The sequence below is a fragment of the Streptomyces caelestis genome (assembly GCF_014205255.1).
GTDB lineage: Bacteria > Actinomycetota > Actinomycetes > Streptomycetales > Streptomycetaceae > Streptomyces > Streptomyces caelestis.
On the sequence record NZ_JACHNE010000001.1, the window covers coordinates 4,762,468 to 4,783,708 of the forward strand.

Below are 21,241 nucleotides of genomic sequence, written 5' to 3' on the forward strand. Positions count from 1 at the left end.
ACGCAGAACGCCAACCCGCAGATACAAGGAGCGGACGCATGCCCATCGCAACTCCCGAGGTCTACAACGAGATGCTGGACCGGGCGAAGGCAGGAAAGTTCGCCTACCCGGCCATCAACGTGACCTCCACCCAGACCCTGCACGCGGCCCTGCGCGGTTTCGCTGAGGCGGAGAGCGACGGCATCGTCCAGATCTCCACGGGTGGCGCCGAGTTCCTGGGCGGTCAGTACAGCAAGGACATGGTGACCGGCGCGGTCGCCCTGGCCGAGTTCGCGCACATCGTCGCCGAGAAGTACCCGGTGAACATCGCGCTGCACACGGACCACTGCCCGAAGGACAAGCTCGACGGGTACGTACGTCCCCTGCTGGCGCTCTCCAAGAAGCGCGTCGAGGCCGGTCTGGCCCCGCTGTTCCAGTCGCACATGTGGGACGGCTCCGCCGAGACCCTCGCCGACAACCTCTCCATCGGCCAGGAGCTGCTGGAGCAGGCCCGCGCCGCGAAGATCATCCTCGAGGTGGAGATCACCCCGACCGGTGGCGAGGAGGACGGCGTCTCCCACGAGATCAACGACTCCCTCTACACCACCGTCGACGACGCGATCCGCACCGCCGAGGCCCTGGGCCTGGGCGAGAAGGGCCGCTACCTGCTCGCCGCGTCCTTCGGTAACGTGCACGGCGTGTACAAGCCGGGCAACGTCGTCCTGCGTCCCGAGCTGCTGAAGGAGCTGAACGAGGGCGTCGCCGCCAAGTTCGGCAAGGCCTCCCCGTTCGACTTCGTCTTCCACGGTGGCTCCGGTTCCTCGGAGGAGGAGATCCGGACCGCGCTGGAGAACGGCGTGGTCAAGATGAACATCGACACGGACACGCAGTACGCCTTCACGCGTCCGATCGCGGACCACATGTTCCGCAACTACGACGGTGTCCTGAAGGTCGACGGCGAGGTCGGCTCGAAGAAGACCTACGACCCGCGCACCTGGGGCAAGCTCGCCGAGGCGTCCATGTCCCAGCGCGTCGTCGAGGCCTGCGGCCACCTCCGCTCCAGCGGCACGAAGATCAAGTAAGTCCCGGTTCGATCGCGTAGGGCCCGGCACCTGCATAAGGTGCCGGGCCCTTCCGTATGCTCCCTGCATGCCCGATGTGCGGCTGGCCTCTCCGCGGGGCCGGTGGATCCTGCTCACCACCGTCCTCGGCTCCAGCATGGTCCTGCTGGACTCGACCGTCGTCAATGTCGCGCTGCCCCGCATCGGCCGTGACCTCGACGCGGACATGGCGGCCCTGCAGTGGACCGTCAACGCGTACATGGTCACGCTGGCCGGGCTGATCCTGCTGGGCGGGGCGCTGGGCGACCGTTTCGGGCGCCGGAAGGTGTTCGTCGTCGGCGTGGTGTGGTTCGCGGTGGCGTCCCTGCTGTGCGGGATCGCGCCGAACGCCGGGATGCTGATCGCCGCCCGCGCCCTGCAAGGAGTGGGCGGTGCCCTGCTCACCCCCGGGTCGCTGGCGCTGATCCAGGCGTCGTTCCATCCCGACGACCGGGGCCGCGCGGTGGGGCTGTGGTCCGGCTTCGGCGGGTTCGGGGCGGCGGTCGGGCCCTTCGTCGGCGGCTGGCTGGTGGACGGGCCGGGCTGGCGGTGGGTGTTCCTGCTGAACGTTCCGCTGGCGCTGCTGTGCGTGCCGGTGGCGCTGCGGCACGTACCCGAGTCGGGGGACCAGCGGGCGCACGGGCGGTTCGATGTGCTGGGGGCGGTGCTGGGTGCGTCGGCGCTGGCACTCCTGACGTACGCGCTGATCGAGGCCGGTGCCGGTGGACTGTTCGTGGCGGTCACCGCCGTGGCCGGGCTGGCCGCGGCAGTCGCCTTCGTGGTGGTCGAGCGGCGGCGGTCCGAGCCGATGATGCCGCCGGACATCTTCTCCTCCCGCCAGTTCACGGCGGTCAACCTCGTCACGCTGTGCGTGTACGCGGCCCTCGGCGGGTTCTTCTTCCTCGCCGCGCTTCAGCTCCAGGTGGTCGTGGGCTACTCGGCCCTCGCGGCCGGTACGGCCTTGCTGCCGACGACCGCGCTCATGCTGGTGCTGTCGGCGCGATCCGGTGAGCTGGCCGACCGGATCGGGCCGCGACTGCCGCTCACGGTGGGGCCGCTGCTGTGCGCGGCAGGGATGCTGCTGATGCTGCGGGTCGGCCCGGGGGCGTCGTACGTGGCTGACGTGCTGCCCGCGCTGGTCGTGCTCGGGATGGGCATGGTCACGCTGGTGGCGCCGCTGACGGCGACCGTCCTGGGGTCGGTGGACGTGGCCCGGGCGGGGCTGGCCAGCGGGATCAACAACGCGGCGGCTCGTGCGGCGGGGCTCGTGGCGGTGGCGGCGTTGCCGTTGCTGGCCGGGATGGGGGAGGAGGCGTATCGGGAGCCGGCGGCGTTCGATATCGCCTTCGGGAAGGCGATGGGGTGGTGTGCGGGGGTGCTGGTGGTGGGGTCGGTCGTCGCGGCCGCGACGGTACGGAGGCCGCCGCCGGGCTGCAAGCGGCCGGAGTGTCTGAGGCACGGGGGTGTGACGGCACCGCCGCTGGAGGGGGAGCCGGTGCGGAAGCGGTTGTCGTAGGTGCGGGGCGTGGGTGCGGAGGCCAGGTGGGATCGCTCACCCGCGCCGGCGGGGTGCCGCTTCTCTGGGACGGGCGCCGCCCCAGCGGCACGACTGCCCGCAGCGCGGGCTGATGGCGCAGACTTGACCTCATGTCCATTCACGAGAACCTCCTCGGGGGCCCGCCCCCGACCCACCTTCCCGACGACCCCGGGCCGCGGGAAATGCTCGCGTCGGGTACCGCGCCGGTCGACGTCGCCGCCGCGCACCCCACCTCCTCGCTCGCCTGGGCGCAGCTCGCCGACGAGGCGTACGAGCGGGGCTCGACCGTCGAGTCGTACGCGTACGCCCGTACGGGCTACCACCGCGGCCTGGACGCGCTGCGTCGCAGCGGCTGGAAGGGCCACGGCCCGGTCCCGTGGGAGCACGAGCCGAACCGCGGCTTCCTGCGTGCCCTGCACGCCCTCGCCCGTGCCGCACAGGCGATCGGCGAGCAGGAGGAGTACGAGCGCTGCTCCCAGTTCCTGAAGGACTCCTCGCCGACCGCGGCGCAGGTCCTGGGCTGACGGCGGTCCGTGTGCGTGAGGCCCGTCCGCCGAGCGGGCGGGCCTTGCGGTTTCGGGGGACGATTGCGGAGTATGCCCCTGGGGACCGGGGCCCCCGTGCCGGCATCGGCAGGGGCGGACCGCTACCCGGAGTTACAAAGCAGGAGACAGCGATGTCCCACGAGGCCCACGAGCCCGAGACCCCGCATCTCGATTTCCACGGCACGACGCCGTACGAGGACTACGTCAAGGCGGACGTCCTCACCCACCTCCAGCACACCCTCTCCGACGACCCCGGAGAGATGGTCTTCCTGGTCACGACCCAGGTGATGGAGCTGTGGTTCACCGTCATCGTCCACGAGTGGGAGACGGCGGCACACGCGCTGCGCGGCGACGACGTACCCACCGCGATCGCCGCGCTGAAGAGGTCCGTACGCGAGCTGGAGGCGCTCAACGCCTCCTGGAAGCCGCTCGGCCAGCTCACGCCGGCCCAGTTCAACTCGTACCGGTCCGCCCTCGGCGAGGGTTCCGGCTTCCAGTCGGCGATGTACCGGCGGATGGAGTTCCTGCTCGGCGACAAGTCCGCGTCCATGCTGGTCCCGCACCGGGGCGCGCCGCGCGTGCACGCCGAGCTGGAGAAGGCGCTGCACGAGCCGAGCCTGTACGACGAGGTGGTGCGGCTGCTCGCGCGGCGCGGGTACGACATCCCTCAGGCCGTGCTGGGGCGTGACGTGTCGCTGCGCTACGAGCCGTCCCCGGAGGTGGAGGCCGCCTGGACGGCCGTCTACTCGGGCGACGAGAGCGACGAACTCGCCCGGCTCGGCGAGGCGTTGAGCGATGTCGCGGAGCTGGTGTGGCGCTGGCGCAACGACCACCTCGTCGCCACCCGCCGCGCGATGGGCGCCAAGACCGGCACGGGCGGCTCCGCAGGAGTGGCCTGGCTGGAGAAGCGGGCGCAGAAGCAGGTGTTCCCCGAGCTGTGGACGGCGCGGTCCTATGTCTGAACTCACGATGCGTGCGGAGAAGCTGGACGCCGCCGACGACCTGCGCGGCAAGCGGGACGCCTTCGTCCTCGACGACATCGCCTACCTCGACGGCAACTCGCTCGGCGCGCTGCCGGCCGTCGTGCCCGGACGGGTCGAGGACGTCGTACGCCGCCAGTGGGGCGAGCTGCGCATCCGGTCCTGGGAGGAGAGCGGCTGGTGGACCGCGCCCGAGCGGATCGGTGACCGGATCGCCCCGCTGGTCGGAGCGGCGCCCGGGCAGACCGTGGTGGGTGACTCGACAAGTGTCAATGTCTTCAAGGCACTTGTGGGGGCGGTGCGGCTCGCCGGGGAGGGCCGCGACGAGATCCTCGTCGACGCCACGACCTTCCCCACCGACGGGTACATCGCACAGTCCGCGGCCCGGATGACCGGCTGCACGCTGCGGCCGGTGACACCGGCGGACGTGCCGGGCGCGCTGGGCGACCGTACCGCCGCCGTCCTCCTCAACCACGTCGACTACCGCACCGGCCGGCTGCACGACCTGCCGGCGCTGACGGCCGCCGTGCACGGGGCGGGCGCGTACGTCGTCTGGGACCTGTGCCACAGCGCGGGCGCGCTGCCGGTGGGGCTGGACGAGCACGGTGTGGATCTCGCGGTCGGCTGCACCTACAAGTACCTGAACGGCGGGCCGGGTTCACCGGCGTACCTGTACGTGCGCCGGGAGCTTCAGGACCGTTTCGACTCCCCGCTGCCCGGCTGGAACTCCCACGCCGAGCCGTTCGGGATGCGCAGCGGGTACGAGCCGGCTCCCGGCGCCCTGCGCGGCCGGGTCGGCACACCGGACATCCTCTCCATGCTCGCCCTGGAGGCGGCCCTGGAGGTGTGGGACGGGGTGCCGGTGGAGGCGGTGCGGGCCAAGTCGCTGGCGCTGACGGACTTCTTCCTGGAGTGCGTGGCGGAGTACGTGCCCGAGGGCAGGGTCGAGTGCCTGACGCCGATCGCGCACGCGGAGCGGGGCAGTCAGATCGCCCTGCGCTGTGAGGGTGCCGGTGACGTGATGAAACGGCTCATCGAGCGGGGTGTGGTCGGCGACTTCCGGGCGCCGGACGTGCTGCGCTTCGGCTTCACGCCGCTGTACGTGGGCTTCGCCGAGGTGGAGCGGGCGGCGCGGGTGCTGGCCCGGACGCTGGCCTGAGGTTCCCGTGCCGAACGGCCCCTGCCGCGGCGGGGGCCGTTCGGTCTTCACCCAGCGTGACATCCCCGTGTCCGCCCACGTCACCTGCCTGATACCGTCCCGGCCAACGGCCGGTTCCCCACCTGGTCCGCCATCTACGTTTGATCGCTGAGAGGTTGGAGCATGACGGACGACGTCGCGGCGGCACGAGCCGCCGCGGAAGAGAAGTCGGTGTTCTCGCACGCGCCCGTCGACCCGGACGTGACCGTTGCCTACGGTGACCATCCCGACCAGGTGATCGACTTCTACGCCCCGCGCGGGGAGGGCGGCCCGGGCGGGCCCGCCCCGGTCGTCCTCGTGCTGCACGGCGGTGCCTGGCGAGCCCCGTACAACCGGCGTCACATCAGCCCGTTCGCGGCCTTCCTCGCCCGTCGCGGGTTCGCCGTGGCCAGTGCCGAGTACCGGCGCGGTGGTGACGACGACTCCGTCGCGGGCCGCTGGCCCGACACCTTCGACGACGTCGCGGCCGCGCTGGACGCCCTTCCCGCGTTCGTCCGGGAACTGCTGCCGCAGGCCGACCCGCGCCGCACGGTCCTCGCCGGTCACTCGGCGGGCGGGCACCTCGCGCTGTGGGCCGCGGCCCGGCACGTCCTGCCGTCCGGCTCGCCCTGGCGCGCCGACAGCCCGGCGGCCCTGCGCGGTGTGGTCGCCCTCGCCCCGATCGCGGACCTCGCGGTCGCCGACAAGCTGGACGTGTGCGGCGGTGCCGTACGGCAACTCCTGGGCGGGGACGAGCACTTCGCCGAGCGGCAGCCGTACGCGGACCCGGCGCTGCTGCTGCCCACCGGCATCGCCACCACCCTCGTCCAGGGCCGTACGGACCTTGATGTGCCGCAGGTGGTCGCCGAGTCGTACGCGGACGCGGCGGCGAAGGCCGGGGAGATGGTGGGAGTGACACTGCTGGAGGACGTGGGGCACTTCCCGCTCGTCGACCCGGCGGCGGACGCGTGTGCGGTGGTGGTGGAGGAGATCGCGCAACTGGCCTGGTGAGCGGGCTTTCCGGGCGCGCGTGGGAGCGATCTCCGGTCGTCCCGGTCGTTCCGGTCGTCCCCCTAGGTCGTACCCGTAGTACCTGAGAGCCAGGCCGCAGGTGAGCTCCGCGGTGTGACGCGGACGACGAGTCCCGATCCGTAACTTCCCTTCCGTGCAGACCCGATGGCCGGGTGCGCTGGAGGGGGACGACCATGGGGTCCGCAGCGAAGTACCGCCGTGGCGAAGGAGGTAGGCGCCGGGGCGGCCGATGGCGTCGTGCCGTGCTCGCCGCCCTCATCACCGGTGCGGTGGTGTTCCCTCTCTCCGCGGCGGGGCGCGCGGAGATTCCCGCACCCGCACCCGCCTCTCTCGCTCCGCTCAGCGCGTCGACGCTCGACGAGGCCTACGCGGCCAACCGCGCCAACGCCGCCGAAGCGGCCCGGACGGCCGCCGCCCACCAGGCCCGGGACCGTGCCGCGACGGACCGCGCGCTGGCCGCCCCGGCCCGGCGTCTCCTCCGGTTCGACGGCCGCGGCTCCGGCCGGGTGACGGAGGTCCTGGGCGACCTCGCCCGCGCCGACCGCATCGCCGTCCTGGTCCCCGGCTCCGACACGAGCCTCGACACCTACGGCCGGTTCCACGCGGCCGCCGCCGCCCTGTACGGGCAGCTCGTCCGGCAGGCCCCCGCGGGCACGCGCACGGCGGTCGTGGCCTGGCTGGGCTACGAGACGCCGGGCACGGTCAGCGCGACGGTCACCACGACCGGCAGGGCGGAGCAGGCGGCCCCGCACCTGCGCGCGCTCGTCACCGACCTGCGCGCCATAGCGGGCGGCGGGTCTCGCATCGCGCTGCTGTGCCACTCCTACGGCTCGGTCGTCTGCGGCCGTGCCGCCGCCGGGCTCGCCGTCGACGACATCGCGCTGGTCGGCAGCCCGGGCACCGGCGCGCACTCCGCGGCCGCCCTGCACACGGAGGCCCGCGTCTGGGCGGCGCGCGGCGGCGGCGACTGGGTGGAGGACGTCCCGCACCTCAGCGCGGACCTGTTCGGCACCACCGTCGGATTCGGCACCGACCCCGTCTCGCCGGCCTTCGGCGCCCGGGTCTTCGCGGCAGGCGACGGCGGCCACAGCGACTACTTCAGCCCCGGCTCGACCTCCCTGACCAACCTGACCCGGATCGTCCTGGGCCAGACCAAGGCGGTGACTCATGACTGACCTCGAAGTACGAGGTGTCCGGCACGTGGTGCGCCGTGGTGCCGAACGCGTCGGGGCGGCCACCCCGGCCGACCGCGACCGGGCCGTGGACGCCCTGCGCGCCGGCGCGGTCCTCGGCGTCGTCCTCGGGCACTGGCTGGTCACGGCCCTGGTCGCCGACGGCGGCGCCCTGCGCACGGCCAGCCCGCTCCAGCACATGCCCTGGCTGACGCCCGTCTCCTGGCTGTTCCAGACACTCGCCGTGTTCTTCCTGGTCGGCGGGCATGTCGCCACCCGCAGCCTGGCCTCGGCCCGGGCCCGTGGCATCCCGTACCACCGCTGGCTGACGGCCCGGCTGACCCGGCTGTTCACACCGGTCGCCGCCGTCCTCACCCTGTGGACGATCGCCGCGTTCGCCCTGCTGCTGTCGGGCGCGGAGTTCGGGACGGTGCGGACACTGGGCAAGCTGGCCCTGTCCCCGCTGTGGTTCCTCGTGGTGTTCGCGGCGCTGACGGCGGTGACCCCGCTGCTGACCCGGCTCAACCCGCTGTGGCCGCTGGCCGTCGTACTGCACGTGGACCTGCTGCGCTTCGGCTTCGGCGGCCCCTCCTGGCTGGGCTGGGTGAATGTGGCCGCGGGCTGGCTGGTGCCCTACACGCTGGGCGCGGCCTGGGCCCGTGGCGAGCTGGAGCGCCGCCGCGCGGGCTGGGTCCTGCTCCTCGGCGGTGCGGTGGCGACCGCGGGGCTCGTCGCGTGGGCGGGCTATCCGGCGTCGATGGTCGGCGTCCCGGGGGAGGGCATGTCCAACCTGGACCCGCCGACGCTGGCCGTCGTCACCTTCGGGCTGGCCCAGTGCGGGCTCGCCCTGCTGCTGCGCGAGCGGCTGCGGCGGGCCATGCGCCGGCCCGTGGCGTGGGCGGCGGTGGCCCTCGTCAACCTCTCCGCGATGACCGTCTTCCTGTGGCACCAGACGGCCCTGATGGCCACGACGGCCACCGGCCTCCTCGCCGGGCACCTCCCCGGCCTGCACACGGTGCCCGACAGCCTCGGCTGGGTCGGGGCCCGGCTGCTCTGGCTGCCCGTGTTCGCCCTGGCCCTCGCCGTCTGCTGGGCCGCCTTCCGGTCCTTCGAGCAGGGCGGTGACCGGGACCGGCGGTCGCGGGTGGTGCGGGCGCACCGTCCGTCCGGCCGGGGGACAGCGGTGGAGGCGCGCCATGTCTAGGCTGGGGCGCGTGACGGACACGGGGGTGGACCGCGCGCTGTGGGCGCGCGTCGGGGGCTGGCTGCGGGTGCTGCGCGAGGACCTGTGGACCGCCCGGGTGGATCCGCTGCCGCCGTCCACCTGGTTGCGCTGGCTGCCGCACGGTCTGCTGTGCCTGGCCGCTTTCGGCATCACGCTCGGTGGCACGGCCCAGCTCAACGACAACGGCCATCTGAACGCCGGGTACGCCTTCCTGCTCGCGTTCGGGCAGGGCATCGCGGTACTCCTCGCGATGTGGCGGCCGGTCCCGGCCTGGTGGCTGTCGACGGTGGCGACCGTGGTGGGCGCGGTCGCGGTGTACGCCCGGATAGAACCCGGCTACTCATTCACCTGGCCTTGGACCGCGGCCGGGATCATCGCCCACCTGCTCGTCCTGTTGCTGCTCGCGCTGCGGGTGCCCACCCGTGTCGCCGTGGAGGCGCTGGCCGTGACCGTGCTGGCCACCTGGGTCCTGGAGGGACTGACGGTCTCCGGGGTCCAGTACCAGCCCACCGGGGTGCTCGCGGTCACCCTGTTCGCCGTCGTCGTGGTCGTCGGCACCGCCCTGCGCGGCCGCCGCGAGGCGCGCGCGCAACTGGTCGAGCAGACCACGCTCACCGCCGAGGAGCGCACCCGGCGCACCCTGCTGGAGGAGCGCAGCCGCATCGCGCGGGAGCTGCACGACGTCGTGGCCCATCACATGTCCGTCATCTCCATCCAGGCGCAGGTCGCTCCGCACCTGGTCGAGAACCCGCCCGACGAGCTCAAGGAGAACCTCGCGGGCATCCGGCAGAACGCTCTGGAGGCGCTGACCGAGCTGCGCCGGGTGCTGGGCGTGCTGCGTTCGGAGCACCCCGGGCCGGGGGAGCCCGCCGGCCCGGACGGCGACACCGCCGGCCACGCCCCGCAGCCCACCCTCGACCGGCTCGACGCGCTGGTGGAGAACACCCGGGCCGCCGGCCGCGAGGTCATCACCGAGATCAACGGCGAGCGGCGGCCGCTGCCGCCCGGCGTGGAGCTGTCCGCGTACCGGATCGTGCAGGAGGCGTTGAGCAACGTCCTGCGGCACGCGCCCGGCGCGAGAGCCACGGTCCGTCTCACGTATCAGCCGGACGGGCTGGAGGTGGAGGTGGTCAACGGCCGGCCGACCGGGCCCGCACCGCCGTCGACGGGAGCGGGGCACGGACTGCTCGGCATGCGGGAGCGGGTCGCGATGCTCGGCGGCACCATGACGGCGCACCCGTGGCACTGGGACGGCTTCAAGGTCACCGCGTTCCTCCCGGACACCCCGCCCGCCGACGCCCCGGGCACCGCCCGTTCCACCGCCCACACCACCGATCCCCGGGGAGGGACCCCATGACGAGCAGCTCCGGCCGACCCATCCGGGTGCTCATCGTCGACGACCAGGCGATGGTCCGGCAGGGCTTCACCGTGCTGCTCGGCACCCAGCCCGACATAGAGGTCGTCGGCGAGGCGAAGGACGGCGAGGGCGGCATCGAGAAGGCCGCCGCGACTGCTCCGGACGTCGTCCTCATGGACATCCGCATGCCCGGGATCGGCGGCATCGAGGCCACCGAGCGGATCACCACCGCGAACCCGGACATCAGGGTGCTGGTGCTCACCACCTTCGACCTCGACGAGTACGTGTACGACGCGCTGCGCGCCGGAGCCTCCGGGTTCCTGCTGAAGGACGCGTCGTCGGAGCAGCTCGCCGAGGCGGTCCGGGTGATCGCGGCCGGTGACGCGCTGCTCGCCCCGGTCATCACCCGCAAGCTGATCGCCGAGTTCTCCCGGCTGGACGACCGGCCCCGCGCCCCGCTCAAGGAACGGATCGGTGACCTGACCGAGCGGGAGACGGAGGTGCTCGCCCTGATCGCGCAGGGCCTGTCGAACGCGGAGATCTCCAAGCACCTGTTCGTCGCCGAGCAGACGGTGAAGACGCATGTGGGCCGGATCCTGGTGAAGCTGGGCCTGAGGGACCGGACGCAGGCGGCGGTGTTCGCGTACGAGTCGGGGCTGGTCCGGCCGTCGGGCTACTGAGGCGTGCCCGTGGCCTGGTAGTACGTGCCCGTGGCCCTCGTAGTACCTGAGAGGGACGCCGGGGAACCCCTCTCACTGGGGACGACCGCGATCCGGGGGTGCGCATACCGTTCTGTACGTGACCGAGACGACTCACGTGCAGAGCACGCCGCCGGGGGACGGGGCCAAGCCGCGCAGCCCGGAGTACCGGCTGGCCGTGGACGCCCTGCGCGGGCTGCGGCAGGACCTCATCCACGACGCCTTCGCCTACCGCCTGCTGCCGCGCATGCGCGTCGACGGCCCCCTGACCAGCAGGCTGCCCGGCCGCCTGCGGGAGCTCGCGGCCTGGACACCGCACGCCGTGGTCTGCGCGGCCGCCCTGATCGCCCTGGCCATCGCCACGGTCGACCAGGGCATGGCCCTGATGCTCGGCCTGCTCGCGGCGGTCCCGGTCCTGCTGACCCTGGCCCGGCCGGTCGGCGCGTTCTGGGTGTCCATGGCGGCCACCCCCCTGGCTATCCCGTTCGGCGACGACTGGGGCGACTGGCCCTGGCTGCCGGGCAGCTTCGCCTGTCACCTGACGGTGCTGACGATCGTGGCCGTACGCACCAGGCCGCGCACGGCCGCCTGGATGTGGGCGCTGACCGCGGCCTACGGCATCCTCGCGGAGACGCTCTTCGGCACGGCGGGCCGTTACGGCACCAACACCGGCCCCATGCTGGTCGTCTCCGCGTTCGTCCTCCTCGCCGTCACCGTCTGGCACATCCGCCGCCACGCGGAGCAGGAGGTCACGGCTCAGCAGACGGTCACCGCGCACGAGCGCTCCCGCCGCACCCTGCTGGAGGAGCGCACGACGATCGCCCGCGAACTGCACGACGTGGTCGCCCACCACATGTCGGTGGTCGCCATCCAGGCGGAGGCCGCGCCCTACCGGGTGGACAACCCGCCGCCGGAGCTGGAGAAGGCCTTCGCCACCATCCGGGAGAACGCGGTGGCGGCCCTGACCGAGCTGCGCCGCGTCCTGGGCGTCGTCCGTGCCGAGGACTATGAGGCCCCGGACGCCCCGCAGCCCACGCTCGCCGACCTGGAAGCGCTGCTGGCCAATGTGCGGGAGGCCGGACTGGGCGTCGAGAAGGTGGTGACCGGCGCGGTGCGCGAGCTGCCGCAGGGCGTGGAGCTGTCGGCGTACCGGATCGTGCAGGAGGCCCTGAGTAACACCCTGCGGCACGCGCCGGGTGCGAGCGCCCGTGTCGAGATCGGCTACGTGCTCGGCGGCCTGGGCCTGCGCATAGTCAACGGCCCGCCGCCGAACCCGAGCCTGATCAAGCCCTCGCCCGGCGCCGGGCACGGCATCACGGGCATGCGGGAGCGCGTGACGATGCTGAACGGCGAGATGACGGCGGGCCGGACGGACGACGGAGGTTACGAGGTGGCGGTCTTCCTGCCGGTCGCCCTGCCGGACGGGGTCGACGCATGACCATTCGCGTGCTGATCGCGGACGACCAGATGATGGTGCGCGAGGGTTTCTCGGTCCTGCTGAACGCGATGCCGGACATCGAGGTCGTCGGCGAGGCGGTGAACGGCCGGGAGGCCGTCGTGAAGGTCCGCGAGCTCGCCCCGGACGTCGTGCTGATGGACATCCGCATGCCCGAGCTGAACGGCATCGAGGCGACCCGCGAGATCGTCGCCGCCGACGGCGCGGCCAAGGTGCTGGTGCTCACCACCTTCGACCTCGACGAGTACGTGTACCAGGCGCTGCGCGCGGGAGCCTCCGGGTTCCTCCTCAAGGACGCCTCGGCCCGCCAGCTCGCCGACGGGGTGCGGGTCGTGGCATCCGGTGAGGCGCTCCTGGCCCCCTCGGTGACCAGGCGCCTGATCACCGAGTTCTCCAAGCTCTCCGAGACCCCGCGCCTCATGCCCTCCGCGCAGGCGGCGTACGGCGACCTCACCGACCGGGAGACGGAGGTGCTGGTCCTCATCGCGCAGGGCCTGTCGAACGCGGAGATCGCCGAGCGGCTGGTGGTCGCCGAGTCGACGATCAAGACGCATGTCAGCCGGATCCTGGTGAAGCTGGGGCTCAGGGACCGGACACAGGCGGCGGTGTTCGCGTACGAGGCGCGGCTGGTGACGCCGGGGTGAACGCCCGGGGAGGGCGGCGAGGCAGGAAGACGGAGGGGGCATGGACTTCGCCCCCATCCGCATCGAGGTCGACGAGGACATGTCCGCCTGGCGCGCGGAAATCCCCGGAAAGGTAATGGCAACCGCCGAAGCGCTGACCGGCCCGACCACCCCGGAAGGCGCACGGGTGCAGGTGCACAACGCCCCCGGCGCCGAGGTGGGACCCGGCCAGATCGCCACCTGGGGCCGCGCCACCACCGACCGGGCCGACGCCTTCGGCTTCACCTGGGACCGGTCGGGCAAGTCGAGCAAACACTTCCCCTTTGGCTGGACCGGCCCCACCTGAGCCGGCTGAGCGGGAGCAAGTGCGGTTCGAAGCCGCAGACCTGTTCGTGCAAGGGGTGATACCTGCGCAGATCGCAGGCGATTACGGGTCTTCCGCAAGTCCACCTGATTGGCGACGAGCAGGTCTCACCTGCGCCATGCTTCAGCTCACCCGGGTTGCCGGGAATCGGCATTTACATGCCGATTTGGCAGACCTAGCGTAGAGGTGAGTGCAATTTCAGTCCCTACATCCTCGGAGAAGGGGGCAGCCATGTCGTGGACGATATCCGGCACGTACGTCGCCGGCTGCTCGTGCGCCGTGCTGTGCAGTTGCCCGTACGACGGCGAGCCCAGGGACGCCAAAGGCGGGACCGAATGCCTGGGCACTGCCGTCTTCCACGTTGCGGGCGGGAATCTGGACGATGTCGACCTGTCCGGTGTGGACTTCGCCTTCTACAACCACTTCCCGTCGAACCTGACCTCCGGCAACTGGAAGGTCGGCCTCGTGGTGGACAGCGCAGCGAGCGACGAGCAGGCGACCGCCCTGGAGCGCATCCTCTCCGGTCGCGAAGGTGGTCCGTTCGGCCAGCTCTCGCAGTTCTACGGCGAGTACCTTGGAATGGAGCGGGCGAAGGTGTCCCTCACGGACGGAGAGAGGCCCGGCCTCACGGTTGAGGGCAGGACGGAGCTGTCCTACGAGCCGCTCACCGGCCCCGACGGCAGTTCGACAAAGATCAAGAACGCCATGTTCGGGTTCGCTCCCGAGTTCGAGGTCGGCAGGTCCAGCGGGCGTTCCGATGCTTTCGGGCTGAGCTACGAGGCGTCGTACGGCGAGACGGCCGATTACGTCTTCAGCAGCGAGGAGACCGAAGGAGCCGGCCGGGGACGCGCCTGACGAGAGCGCGCTTCAGCACACCCGTATGAGCAGAAGTAAGGCACCGCGGCTGCTGGCGACGGTGTTCTCAGCGCCTCGTTGTCGAGGTGCGCGCCGATCGCCCGGGTGGTGGGGACTCTGCTCTCGCTCGTCAACCAGGGCGCGGTGATCGCGGCCGGGGGTGCCACGGCCGCGACTTGGTGGCGCATGCTGTTCAACTATCTGGTGCCGTGCTGTCGAGCGCGGGCTTCTTCAGCTGCTGCCGTCGGGCGGCCTGGCTCACGATGACCAGGTGAGTCACATGCCGTTCATCGGCGGCATCGAGCCCTGCAGCCCCGGCAGCAGCCAGTCCTGGAACGGCGCGAGCACGGCCAGGACGAGGAACGCCAAGCCCACGACCCGGGCGAGCAGCGGGCCCCTGGACCACAGCTTCTCCACGAAGATCACCAGGGCCAGTCCGGCCATGGCCGCCACGTTCATCACACCGAGCGGGATCAGGACCACCATCAGCCCAGCGCAGCAGCCGACGCAGTAGGCGCCGTGATGGACGCCCACCCGCAGGTCACGCGCCGGTGCCCGGAAGCCGGCGTAATGCATCAGGTGGCTCATGGGATCGCGGCAGTGCCGCAGGCACACGTACTTCAGCGGGCCGAGTTGATAAAGCCCCGCCAGCAGGAACGCGGTGAAGCCGATCCAGCGCCCCGCGGTCGGGTGATCCGCCACCAGATCGCCGGTGAAGGCCAGGCCCGCATAGGCGAGCGCACCGAAGGCCGTCCACACCATCAGGTACCCGCCGAGGAACTCGGCGGTGCGAGCGGCCCGGGTCCAGCCGGAGGACTGACGGCCGATCCCCCGCACCCACGTGATGGCCACCGGCGCCATCGACGGCAGCATCATGGCCGCCATCATCGTCACCCACAGCAGCAGGAACAGGGGAAGCGCCATCCCCATGGTGCCGGGCTCGACCCCCATGCCCCGGGCCTGGCCGATCGTGAGCGCCCACGCAGGCACCGCGATCAGGACGACGAGGAACCAGGCGGCTGCGAGATCCCGCTTCGGCAGCAACCCTCCGCCGGTTCCGGTCGGCGCGGGCGTCCGCATGGGGACGAGGACGGAGTTCCGAGTGAAGCGCATCGGCACGCCCTCCTACGTGATACATCCAGCAGACCACTCCTGAACCTACGGTGCGACCTCGCCCGAACTCACGCTGAGTGAGGGACCGCCCATGCCGGGAGGGCAGCACGGCGACGCGACCACGGCGTTCCGCGCGACCAGCCCCCTACGCGGGCGCCAGCTCGCACCACACCTACTTGCCCGGTTGCCGTCTCTGGCCGGCGGCTGCCAGCCCCAGAGGTCGGCGCAGGCGCGGACCAGGGCAAGGCCACGGCCGGATTTCCGCGTCGCTGAGGCAGGCCAACGCTCCTGGAGGGTCGGGCGGTTCGGGGTTTGTGTCCCACGCGCCGATGCGGAGTACTCCGGTCGACCAGCGCACGCGGAGGGTGGCAGGGCCCTTGGCGTGGAGTACGGCGAGGAACTCCGATGAGCTGGCGCGAGTCCACGTACTCCGGTGGCGGCGAGGGCGACACCTGCGTAGAGATCGCCCCTCCCCACCCGCACAGCCATACGCGACTCCAAGAACCCCTCCCACGGCATGCTCTCCGTCCCCACCGGATCCTTCACCCTGTTCATCGAGGCGCTCAAGGCACAGCACCCCTGGTCAGACAGAGGGATGTGGAGCTAGCGTCCGTCCATGGCAGCTGCTTCCGACCTCGCGTTCGACCCGTGGGACCCGGCGTTCCTCGCCGACCCGTACCCCGCCTATGCCGAGTTGCGTGCCCGGGGCCGCGTGCACTACTTCGAGCCCACGAACCAGTGGCTCGTCCCGCACCACGCGGACGTCTCGGCGCTGCTGCGGGACCGGCGCCTGGGCCGGACGTACCAGCACCGGTTCACGCACGAGGAGTTCGGCCGCACCGCGCCTCCGCCGGAGCAGGAGCCGTTCCACACGCTCAACGACCACGGGATGCTCGACCTGGAGCCGCCGGACCACACCCGCATCCGGCGCCTGGTGTCGAAGGCGTTCACGCCGCGCACGGTGGAGCGGCTCAAGCCGTACGTGTGGCGCCTGGCGGACGAGCTCGCCTCGGCCCTGGCCGAAGCGGGCGGCGGCGATCTGCTGAAGGACGTCGCCGAGCCCCTCCCGGTGGCGGTGATCGCCGAGATGCTCGGCATCCCGGAGTCCGACCGGGCCCCGCTGCGCCCCTGGTCGGCGGACATCTGCGGGATGTACGAGCTGAACCCGTCCGAGGAGACGGCGGCGAAGGCGGTCAGGGCGTCGGTGGAGTTCTCCGACTACCTGCGCGACCTGATCGCGGCCCGCCGCAAGGAGCCGGGCGAGGACCTCATCTCGGGTCTGATCGCGGCCCATGACGAGGGCGACCGCCTCACCGAGCAGGAGATGATCTCGACGGCGGTCCTCCTCCTCAACGCCGGCCACGAGGCGACGGTGAACGCCACGGTCAACGGCTGGTACGCCCTGTTCCGCAACCCGCCCCAGCTGGAGCTGCTGCGCGCGGACCACTCCCTGATCCCCTCCGCCGTCGAGGAACTGATGCGCTACGACACCCCGCTCCAGCTCTTCGAGCGCTGGGTCCTGGACGAGATCGAACTCGCCGGCACGACGATCCCGCGCGGCGCGGAGATCGCCCTGCTCTTCGGCTCCGCCAACCACGACCCGACGGTGTTCGAGAACCCGTCCGCCCTGGACCTGACCCGCCCGGACAACCCCCACATCTCCTTCAGCGCCGGCATCCACTACTGCATCGGCGCACCCCTGGCCCGCATCGAACTGGCGGCTTCGATGGGGGCACTGCTGGACAGGGCCCCGACGCTGCGACTGGCCGCCGAGCCGGCCCGCAAGCCGAACTTCGTGATCAGGGGGTTGGAGGGGTTGGCCGTGGAGGTGGGGTGATCACCCGTTTGGATGATCATGTGCGCGATCCGTCCAGTGCTCACAGGCTGCTCGGCAAGCTGGTCTGTGCCTGCGAAGGAGGGCACCATGACGGTTATGGCGCAGCACACGGCTCAGATGTCAGTGGAGGAGTTCGAGGAGCTCGCCGCACTCGTGGCCAAGAGGTTCGACGCCGTCAGGTTGGAGTTCATCAACGGACGGGTCGGAGTCAAGGGCATGACGGACGGCAACCACAGTGAGGTCATCAGGTGGCTGCAGGAGTGCTTCCTGATGGCAGGGACCGGGCTGTGGCTTTACGGAGGTGGTGAGCTGGGCCTGCGGATCGAGAAGTACCGCAAGGGCCGAGCACTTCCCGACGCCGTGCTCGCGCCTCGGGGGACGTTCGCAGGCGAAGGGGACTGGGCCGACGCCAAGGGCGTTGTGATGACGGTCGAGGTCACCTCCTACGACGCCGACACACACCGGCGGGACCGCGAGGAGAAACCCCTGGGATACGCAGAGGCCGGAATCCCTCATTACCTGCTGATCGATCGCGACGACTGCTCGGTCACGCTGTACAGCGATCCGGCACCTGGCGAGGGATACCGCAGCACGGTGAGGAAGTCCTTCGGCGCGAAGCTCTCGCTCCCTGAGCCCCTCGGGATCGAACTCGACACCGAGGAACTCAAGCAGTACGTCGACTGATCACGTGGTCATGTCCCGCCTCCGCAACCCAGCCAGCCCACCAGCCACCAGCCCCACCGCCAGCCCGGTCAGCACCACCACCGGCCCCCACTCCATGGATCCTCCCGGCAGCTTCGGCAGATGCCCGAACGGCGAGAGATCCAGCACCGCCTGCGGTACATCCAGCGCGGGACCGACCCAGCCGATCAGCAGGACCGCCCCGCCCACGCCCCAGGCCGCCGCGGCGCCCCGGGGCAGTACGCCGTGCAGCAGCACCGCCACCCCGCCGATCACCCACACCGCCGGCAGCTGCACCAGGCACGCCCCCAGGATCGGCCCGGTCTCCTTGCCGTAGCCGACGGCGAAGCCGAGCCCGGCCAGCAGCATGATCAGGGCGGCCCCGCCGAAGGCGATCACCAGGTGCCCGGTGGCCCAGCGCAGGCGGCCCACCGCGTTCGCCAGGACCGGTTCCGCCCGGCCGGAGGTCTCCTCGCCGTGCAGGCGGAGCACCGACGCCACGATGTACAGCGCCGCGACCAGGCCGAGCATGCCGACCATCGACGCCAGGAACGCGTCCGTCAGGCCCGACCGGCCGCCCATCCGCTCGAAGATCCGCCGGGCGTTCTCGTTTAGGGCGTCACCAGCCTCGGCGCCGACACCCCGGCCGGCCGCCGCATGGCCGAGACGCTCGCGTTCTTCGAGTTCGTCGAGACCGAGATCGTGGAGATGATGGAGCGCTGGCGCGTGCACCGGGAGAAGACGTTCGGGCCTGAATGACGAGCGGGCGCGGCTCACGGCGCCGCCGGCACCGTCAGCCCCCAGGCCCCCTCCCGGACCACCCACGTCCGGGTCCGCACCGGACCGGACACCACCGCGTCCGCCCGGTAGCGGAAGTGGGCCCCCGACACCGTCACCGTCCGGCCCTGCGCGAGCAGGGGTGAGGCCTCGGCGCCCACCGACACCGGGCGGACCTCCACCGACGCCACGCCGGAGGCCGAGGGCGACACCGACACCGCCTCGACCGGCTGGTTCAGATCGACGAGCGTTTCGCCGTCGACCTCGACGCGCAGCCGGGACGGGCCGGGCTCGGGCGCGGAGGCGAGCCGGGACGGCCGGCCGGCCGGGACCAGGGTGCGGACCAGGGACTGGCAGGTCCGCAGCCAGGGGCGGCCCGGCCCGGCCTCGGTGTCCGGCGTCTCCGGGCCGGCCTGCAACGGCGGTATCCGCAGCGCGCCGAGCACCACCCCGTCGCTGTCGTCGACCAGCAGGTCCATCCGCCGCTCGACCCCGTCGAGCACCGCCCGGGCCGCCGCCACCGTCCCCGTCGGCACCCCCAGCGACCGGGCGAGGGACAGCACGCCCCCGACCGGTACCACCGACAGCGCGCATCCGGCCAGCTCCCGATGCCGGTGCAGCAGCGACACGGCACGGATCAGGGCCCGGTCGTCGCCGACCACGACCGGGCGCCGGGAGCCCCGCCGGGCCAGCGCCCGGGCGAACTCCTCCGGCCCCTCCGGCAGGCACAGCTTCACGGCCGCACCCGCTCGGAGCACGTCTTTCGCGATCCGTACGGACTCGCCGTCGGACCGGCGGGCGACCGGGTCGATGACCACCAGCAGCTGCTCGGATGTCGCGGAAGTCGCCACCTCGGCCATGCCTCGCTTCCTCGGGTAGCATCTTTGTGCAAGAGCCCCTTGCGCTATTGCGCCAGGGGCTTCGTCTATTCCGGGGCATCCGGTCCGACGGTTGGCGGCCAACGGCGGTCGCGGTGTACGCGGCTTCATACCTCCGCGTTCGCCCTCGACCATGGACATGCCCCACCCGGAAGGGGTGTACGCGCGTGCCCGCACTTGTGCTGCTCGGTGCTCAGTGGGGTGACGAAGGCAAGGGAAAGGCCACCGACCTGCTCGGTGGATCCGTGGACTATGTAGTGCGCTACCAGGGCGGCAACAACGCCGGCCACACGGTGGTCGTCGGAGACCAGAAGTACGCACTCCACCTCCTCCCTTCCGGAATCCTGTCCCCCGGCTGCACGCCGGTCATCGGTAACGGTGTCGTCGTCGACCCGTCGGTCCTGCTCTCCGAGCTGAGCGGTCTGAACGAGCGTGGTGTCGACACCTCCAAGCTCCTCCTCAGCGGTAACGCGCACATCATCACGCCGTACAACGTCACGGTCGACAAGGTGACGGAGCGCTTCCTCGGAAAGCGGAAGATCGGCACGACCGGGCGCGGCATCGGCCCGACCTACGCCGACAAGATCAACCGTGTCGGCATCCGCGTGCAGGACCTGTACGACGAGTCGATCCTCACGCAGAAGGTCGAGGCGGCCCTCGACGTCAAGAACCAGATCCTCACCAAGCTCTACAACCGGCGCGCGATCGCCGTCGACCAGGTCGTCGAGGAGCTGCTGGATTACGCCGACAAGCTCGCGCCGTACGTCGCCGACACCGTCCTGGTCATCAACCAGGCGCTGGAGGAGGACAAGGTCGTCCTGTTCGAGGGCGGCCAGGGCACGCTCCTCGACATCGACCACGGCACGTATCCCTTCGTCACCTCCTCGAACCCGACCGCGGGCGGCGCCTGCACGGGCGCGGGGGTCGGCCCGACGAAGATCAGCCGGGTCATCGGCATCCTCAAGGCGTACACGACCCGCGTCGGCGCGGGCCCGTTCCCGACGGAGCTGTTCGACGAGGACGGCGAGGCGCTGCGCCGCATCGGCGGCGAGCGCGGTGTCACCACCGGCCGTGACCGGCGCTGCGGCTGGTTCGACGCGGTGATCGCCCGGTACGCGACCCGGGTGAACGGCCTGACGGACTTCTTCCTCACCAAGCTCGACGTCCTCACCGGCTGGGAGCAGATCCCGGTCTGCGTGGCGTACGAGATCGACGGCAGGCGCGTCGAGGAGCTCCCGTACTCCCAGACCGACTTCCATCACGCGAAGCCGGTCTACGAGATGCTGCCGGGCTGGAGCGAGGACATCAGCAAGGCCAAGTCCTTCGCCGACCTGCCGAAGAACGCCCAGAGCTACGTCAAGGCGCTGGAGGAGATGTCCGGCGCCCCGATCTCCGCGATCGGCGTGGGCCCGGGCCGGGACGAGACGATCGAGATCAAGTCGTTCCTGTAGGCCGAACGGCCGTCCGTGCCCGCTCACCGGCGCCCCGCGCGGGCGCCGGTGAGCGGGCATAGGCTGAAAGCAACACCCCGCGTGCGTCGACCAGAAGAAGGTGAGTGCGATGCGCGTACTGCTCAAGGCCCACTTCGATACGGAAAAGGCGAACGAGCTGGTCAGCAGCGGCAAGATGAGCGAACTGATCCAGGGGCTCGTGGAAAAGGTCCACCCGGAAGCCGCCTACTTCCTCCCGGATGAGGGAGACCGCACGGCCTTCCTGGTCTTCGACATGGAGGACCCGTCACAGATGCCGGTGATCACCGAGCCGCTCTTCCGGGAAGCGGACGCCAAGGTGTCCTACAGCCCGGTGATGAACCTGGACGACGTGCAGAAGGGGCTGTCCCAGCTGTCCGGCTGAC

General features: G+C 71.4%; 21 protein-coding genes and 4 pseudogenes. 21 read left to right on the forward strand and 4 right to left on the reverse strand.

Annotated elements, in window-relative coordinates:
- Window positions 1-38 precede the first annotated feature (38 nt).
- The 15 genes and pseudogenes from fbaA to HDA41_RS42755 all read left to right on the forward strand — a co-directional run bounded on the left by fbaA (window position 39) and on the right by HDA41_RS42755 (window position 14,367).
- On the forward strand, window positions 39-1,061 hold the full coding sequence (gene fbaA, locus HDA41_RS21755; RefSeq protein WP_184986316.1) for a class II fructose-bisphosphate aldolase: 1,023 nt from the start codon (window positions 39-41) through the stop codon (window positions 1,059-1,061).
- 67 nt (window positions 1,062-1,128) lie between these two features.
- On the forward strand, window positions 1,129-2,595 hold the full coding sequence (locus HDA41_RS21760) for an MFS transporter (RefSeq protein WP_184986318.1): 1,467 nt from the start codon (window positions 1,129-1,131) through the stop codon (window positions 2,593-2,595).
- 131 nt (window positions 2,596-2,726) lie between these two features.
- A complete protein-coding gene (locus HDA41_RS21765) occupies window positions 2,727-3,140 on the forward strand; it encodes a DUF3151 domain-containing protein (RefSeq protein ID WP_184986320.1) in 414 nt (137 codons plus the stop codon).
- A gap of 152 nt (window positions 3,141-3,292) precedes the next feature.
- On the forward strand, window positions 3,293-4,123 hold the full coding sequence (locus HDA41_RS21770) for a tryptophan 2,3-dioxygenase family protein (protein WP_184986322.1): 831 nt from the start codon (window positions 3,293-3,295) through the stop codon (window positions 4,121-4,123).
- Entirely contained in the window at window positions 4,116-5,300 is a 1,185-nt protein-coding gene (gene kynU, locus HDA41_RS21775) for a kynureninase (RefSeq protein WP_184986324.1), read from the forward strand. Before HDA41_RS21770 ends, kynU begins: the two co-directional genes overlap by 8 nt.
- A gap of 162 nt (window positions 5,301-5,462) precedes the next feature.
- On the forward strand, window positions 5,463-6,329 hold the full coding sequence (locus tag HDA41_RS21780; protein ID WP_184986326.1) for an alpha/beta hydrolase: 867 nt from the start codon (window positions 5,463-5,465) through the stop codon (window positions 6,327-6,329).
- A gap of 194 nt (window positions 6,330-6,523) precedes the next feature.
- Window positions 6,524-7,525, forward strand: coding sequence for an alpha/beta hydrolase (locus HDA41_RS21785; protein WP_184986328.1), 1,002 nt, complete (start codon window positions 6,524-6,526; stop codon window positions 7,523-7,525).
- Window positions 7,518-8,726: an acyltransferase family protein gene (locus tag HDA41_RS21790; protein WP_184986330.1), complete on the forward strand. Its 1,209-nt coding sequence runs from the start codon at window positions 7,518-7,520 to the stop codon at window positions 8,724-8,726. Before HDA41_RS21785 ends, HDA41_RS21790 begins: the two co-directional genes overlap by 8 nt.
- Window positions 8,719-10,104: a sensor histidine kinase gene (locus HDA41_RS21795; protein ID WP_184986332.1), complete on the forward strand. Its 1,386-nt coding sequence runs from the start codon at window positions 8,719-8,721 to the stop codon at window positions 10,102-10,104. The genes HDA41_RS21790 and HDA41_RS21795 overlap by 8 nt, the downstream gene beginning before the upstream one ends.
- On the forward strand, window positions 10,101-10,784 hold the full coding sequence (locus HDA41_RS21800) for a response regulator (protein WP_184986334.1): 684 nt from the start codon (window positions 10,101-10,103) through the stop codon (window positions 10,782-10,784). The genes HDA41_RS21795 and HDA41_RS21800 overlap by 4 nt, the downstream gene beginning before the upstream one ends.
- A gap of 118 nt (window positions 10,785-10,902) precedes the next feature.
- Window positions 10,903-12,240 (forward strand): sensor histidine kinase, encoded by a 1,338-nt coding sequence (locus HDA41_RS21805; RefSeq protein WP_184986336.1) that lies wholly within the window; start codon window positions 10,903-10,905, stop codon window positions 12,238-12,240.
- A complete protein-coding gene (locus tag HDA41_RS21810; RefSeq protein ID WP_184986338.1) occupies window positions 12,237-12,902 on the forward strand; it encodes a response regulator in 666 nt (221 codons plus the stop codon). Before HDA41_RS21805 ends, HDA41_RS21810 begins: the two co-directional genes overlap by 4 nt.
- 37 nt (window positions 12,903-12,939) lie before the next feature.
- Window positions 12,940-13,227 (forward strand): annotated as a pseudogene (locus HDA41_RS21815) (DUF1326 domain-containing protein); the annotation flags it as partial.
- Between the two features lie 249 nt (window positions 13,228-13,476).
- Window positions 13,477-14,100: a DUF1326 domain-containing protein gene (locus HDA41_RS21820; RefSeq protein WP_184986340.1), complete on the forward strand. Its 624-nt coding sequence runs from the start codon at window positions 13,477-13,479 to the stop codon at window positions 14,098-14,100.
- A 108-nt stretch (window positions 14,101-14,208) separates the two neighbouring features.
- Complete coding sequence (locus HDA41_RS42755) at window positions 14,209-14,367, forward strand: hypothetical protein (RefSeq protein ID WP_221511578.1); 159 nt, start codon at window positions 14,209-14,211, stop codon at window positions 14,365-14,367.
- 9 nt (window positions 14,368-14,376) lie between these two features.
- Here the strand turns inward: HDA41_RS42755 and HDA41_RS21830 are convergent, their stop codons facing one another.
- Both HDA41_RS21830 and HDA41_RS41425 read right to left on the reverse strand, forming a co-directional pair.
- Window positions 14,377-15,213: a DUF2182 domain-containing protein gene (locus tag HDA41_RS21830; protein ID WP_184986342.1), complete on the reverse strand. Its 837-nt coding sequence runs from the start codon at window positions 15,211-15,213 to the stop codon at window positions 14,377-14,379.
- 145 nt (window positions 15,214-15,358) lie between these two features.
- Window positions 15,359-15,607 (reverse strand): annotated as a pseudogene (locus HDA41_RS41425) (ATP-binding protein); the annotation flags it as partial.
- A gap of 123 nt (window positions 15,608-15,730) precedes the next feature.
- Between HDA41_RS41425 and HDA41_RS42310 the strand changes: the two are divergent.
- From HDA41_RS42310 to HDA41_RS21845, 3 genes are all read left to right on the forward strand, one after another.
- On the forward strand, window positions 15,731-15,820 hold the full coding sequence (locus HDA41_RS42310; protein WP_311772154.1) for a hypothetical protein: 90 nt from the start codon (window positions 15,731-15,733) through the stop codon (window positions 15,818-15,820).
- Window positions 15,821-15,829: 9 nt separating this feature from the next.
- The gene (locus tag HDA41_RS21840; protein ID WP_184986344.1) at window positions 15,830-17,050 is read left to right on the forward strand and encodes a cytochrome P450; all 1,221 of its coding nucleotides are present in this window, start codon (window positions 15,830-15,832) and stop codon (window positions 17,048-17,050) included.
- Window positions 17,051-17,137: 87 nt separating this feature from the next.
- A complete protein-coding gene (locus tag HDA41_RS21845; protein ID WP_184993624.1) occupies window positions 17,138-17,734 on the forward strand; it encodes a Uma2 family endonuclease in 597 nt (198 codons plus the stop codon).
- On the opposite strand, the pseudogene HDA41_RS21850 reads toward HDA41_RS21845, so the two are convergent.
- Window positions 17,735-18,343, reverse strand: a pseudogene (locus HDA41_RS21850) (efflux permease Rv1217c-related protein); the annotation flags it as partial.
- A 3-nt stretch (window positions 18,344-18,346) separates the two neighbouring features.
- On the opposite strand from HDA41_RS21850, the pseudogene HDA41_RS21855 reads away from it, so the two are divergent.
- Window positions 18,347-18,490 (forward strand): annotated as a pseudogene (locus tag HDA41_RS21855) (MarR family transcriptional regulator); the annotation flags it as partial.
- Between the two features lie 14 nt (window positions 18,491-18,504).
- On the opposite strand, the gene HDA41_RS21860 reads toward HDA41_RS21855, so the two are convergent.
- Window positions 18,505-19,368: a diacylglycerol kinase family protein gene (locus HDA41_RS21860; RefSeq protein WP_184986346.1), complete on the reverse strand. Its 864-nt coding sequence runs from the start codon at window positions 19,366-19,368 to the stop codon at window positions 18,505-18,507.
- Between the two features lie 185 nt (window positions 19,369-19,553).
- On the opposite strand from HDA41_RS21860, the gene HDA41_RS21865 reads away from it, so the two are divergent.
- Both HDA41_RS21865 and HDA41_RS21870 read left to right on the forward strand, forming a co-directional pair.
- Window positions 19,554-20,837 (forward strand): adenylosuccinate synthase, encoded by a 1,284-nt coding sequence (locus HDA41_RS21865; protein ID WP_184986348.1) that lies wholly within the window; start codon window positions 19,554-19,556, stop codon window positions 20,835-20,837.
- Between the two features lie 109 nt (window positions 20,838-20,946).
- A complete protein-coding gene (locus tag HDA41_RS21870) occupies window positions 20,947-21,240 on the forward strand; it encodes a hypothetical protein (protein WP_184986350.1) in 294 nt (97 codons plus the stop codon).
- The last annotated feature ends 1 nt before the right edge of the window (window position 21,241 follow it).

Bases quoted from the DNA above. Each gene is read 5' to 3' on its own strand.
- HDA41_RS21870 (WP_184986350.1), top strand. From the start codon at position 20,947: ATGCGCGTACTGCTCAAGGCCCACTTCGATACGGAAAAGGCGAACGAG.
- HDA41_RS21790 (WP_184986330.1), top strand. From the start codon at position 7,518: ATGACTGACCTCGAAGTACGAGGTGTCCGGCACGTGGTGCGCCGTGGT.
- kynU (WP_184986324.1), top strand. From the start codon at position 4,116: ATGTCTGAACTCACGATGCGTGCGGAGAAGCTGGACGCCGCCGACGAC.
- HDA41_RS21845 (WP_184993624.1), top strand. From the start codon at position 17,138: ATGACGGTTATGGCGCAGCACACGGCTCAGATGTCAGTGGAGGAGTTC.
- HDA41_RS21765 (WP_184986320.1), top strand. From the start codon at position 2,727: ATGTCCATTCACGAGAACCTCCTCGGGGGCCCGCCCCCGACCCACCTT.
- HDA41_RS21770 (WP_184986322.1), top strand. From the start codon at position 3,293: ATGTCCCACGAGGCCCACGAGCCCGAGACCCCGCATCTCGATTTCCAC.
- HDA41_RS42310 (WP_311772154.1), top strand. From the start codon at position 15,731: ATGCTCTCCGTCCCCACCGGATCCTTCACCCTGTTCATCGAGGCGCTC.
- HDA41_RS21795 (WP_184986332.1), top strand. From the start codon at position 8,719: ATGTCTAGGCTGGGGCGCGTGACGGACACGGGGGTGGACCGCGCGCTG.
- fbaA (WP_184986316.1), top strand. From the start codon at position 39: ATGCCCATCGCAACTCCCGAGGTCTACAACGAGATGCTGGACCGGGCG.
- HDA41_RS21800 (WP_184986334.1), top strand. From the start codon at position 10,101: ATGACGAGCAGCTCCGGCCGACCCATCCGGGTGCTCATCGTCGACGAC.
- HDA41_RS21760 (WP_184986318.1), top strand. From the start codon at position 1,129: ATGCCCGATGTGCGGCTGGCCTCTCCGCGGGGCCGGTGGATCCTGCTC.
- HDA41_RS21860 (WP_184986346.1), bottom strand. From the start codon at position 19,368: ATGGCCGAGGTGGCGACTTCCGCGACATCCGAGCAGCTGCTGGTGGTC.
- HDA41_RS21810 (WP_184986338.1), top strand. From the start codon at position 12,237: ATGACCATTCGCGTGCTGATCGCGGACGACCAGATGATGGTGCGCGAG.
- HDA41_RS21840 (WP_184986344.1), top strand. From the start codon at position 15,830: ATGGCAGCTGCTTCCGACCTCGCGTTCGACCCGTGGGACCCGGCGTTC.
- HDA41_RS21830 (WP_184986342.1), bottom strand. From the start codon at position 15,213: ATGCGCTTCACTCGGAACTCCGTCCTCGTCCCCATGCGGACGCCCGCG.
- HDA41_RS21785 (WP_184986328.1), top strand. From the start codon at position 6,524: ATGGGGTCCGCAGCGAAGTACCGCCGTGGCGAAGGAGGTAGGCGCCGG.
- HDA41_RS21780 (WP_184986326.1), top strand. From the start codon at position 5,463: ATGACGGACGACGTCGCGGCGGCACGAGCCGCCGCGGAAGAGAAGTCG.
- HDA41_RS21820 (WP_184986340.1), top strand. From the start codon at position 13,477: ATGTCGTGGACGATATCCGGCACGTACGTCGCCGGCTGCTCGTGCGCC.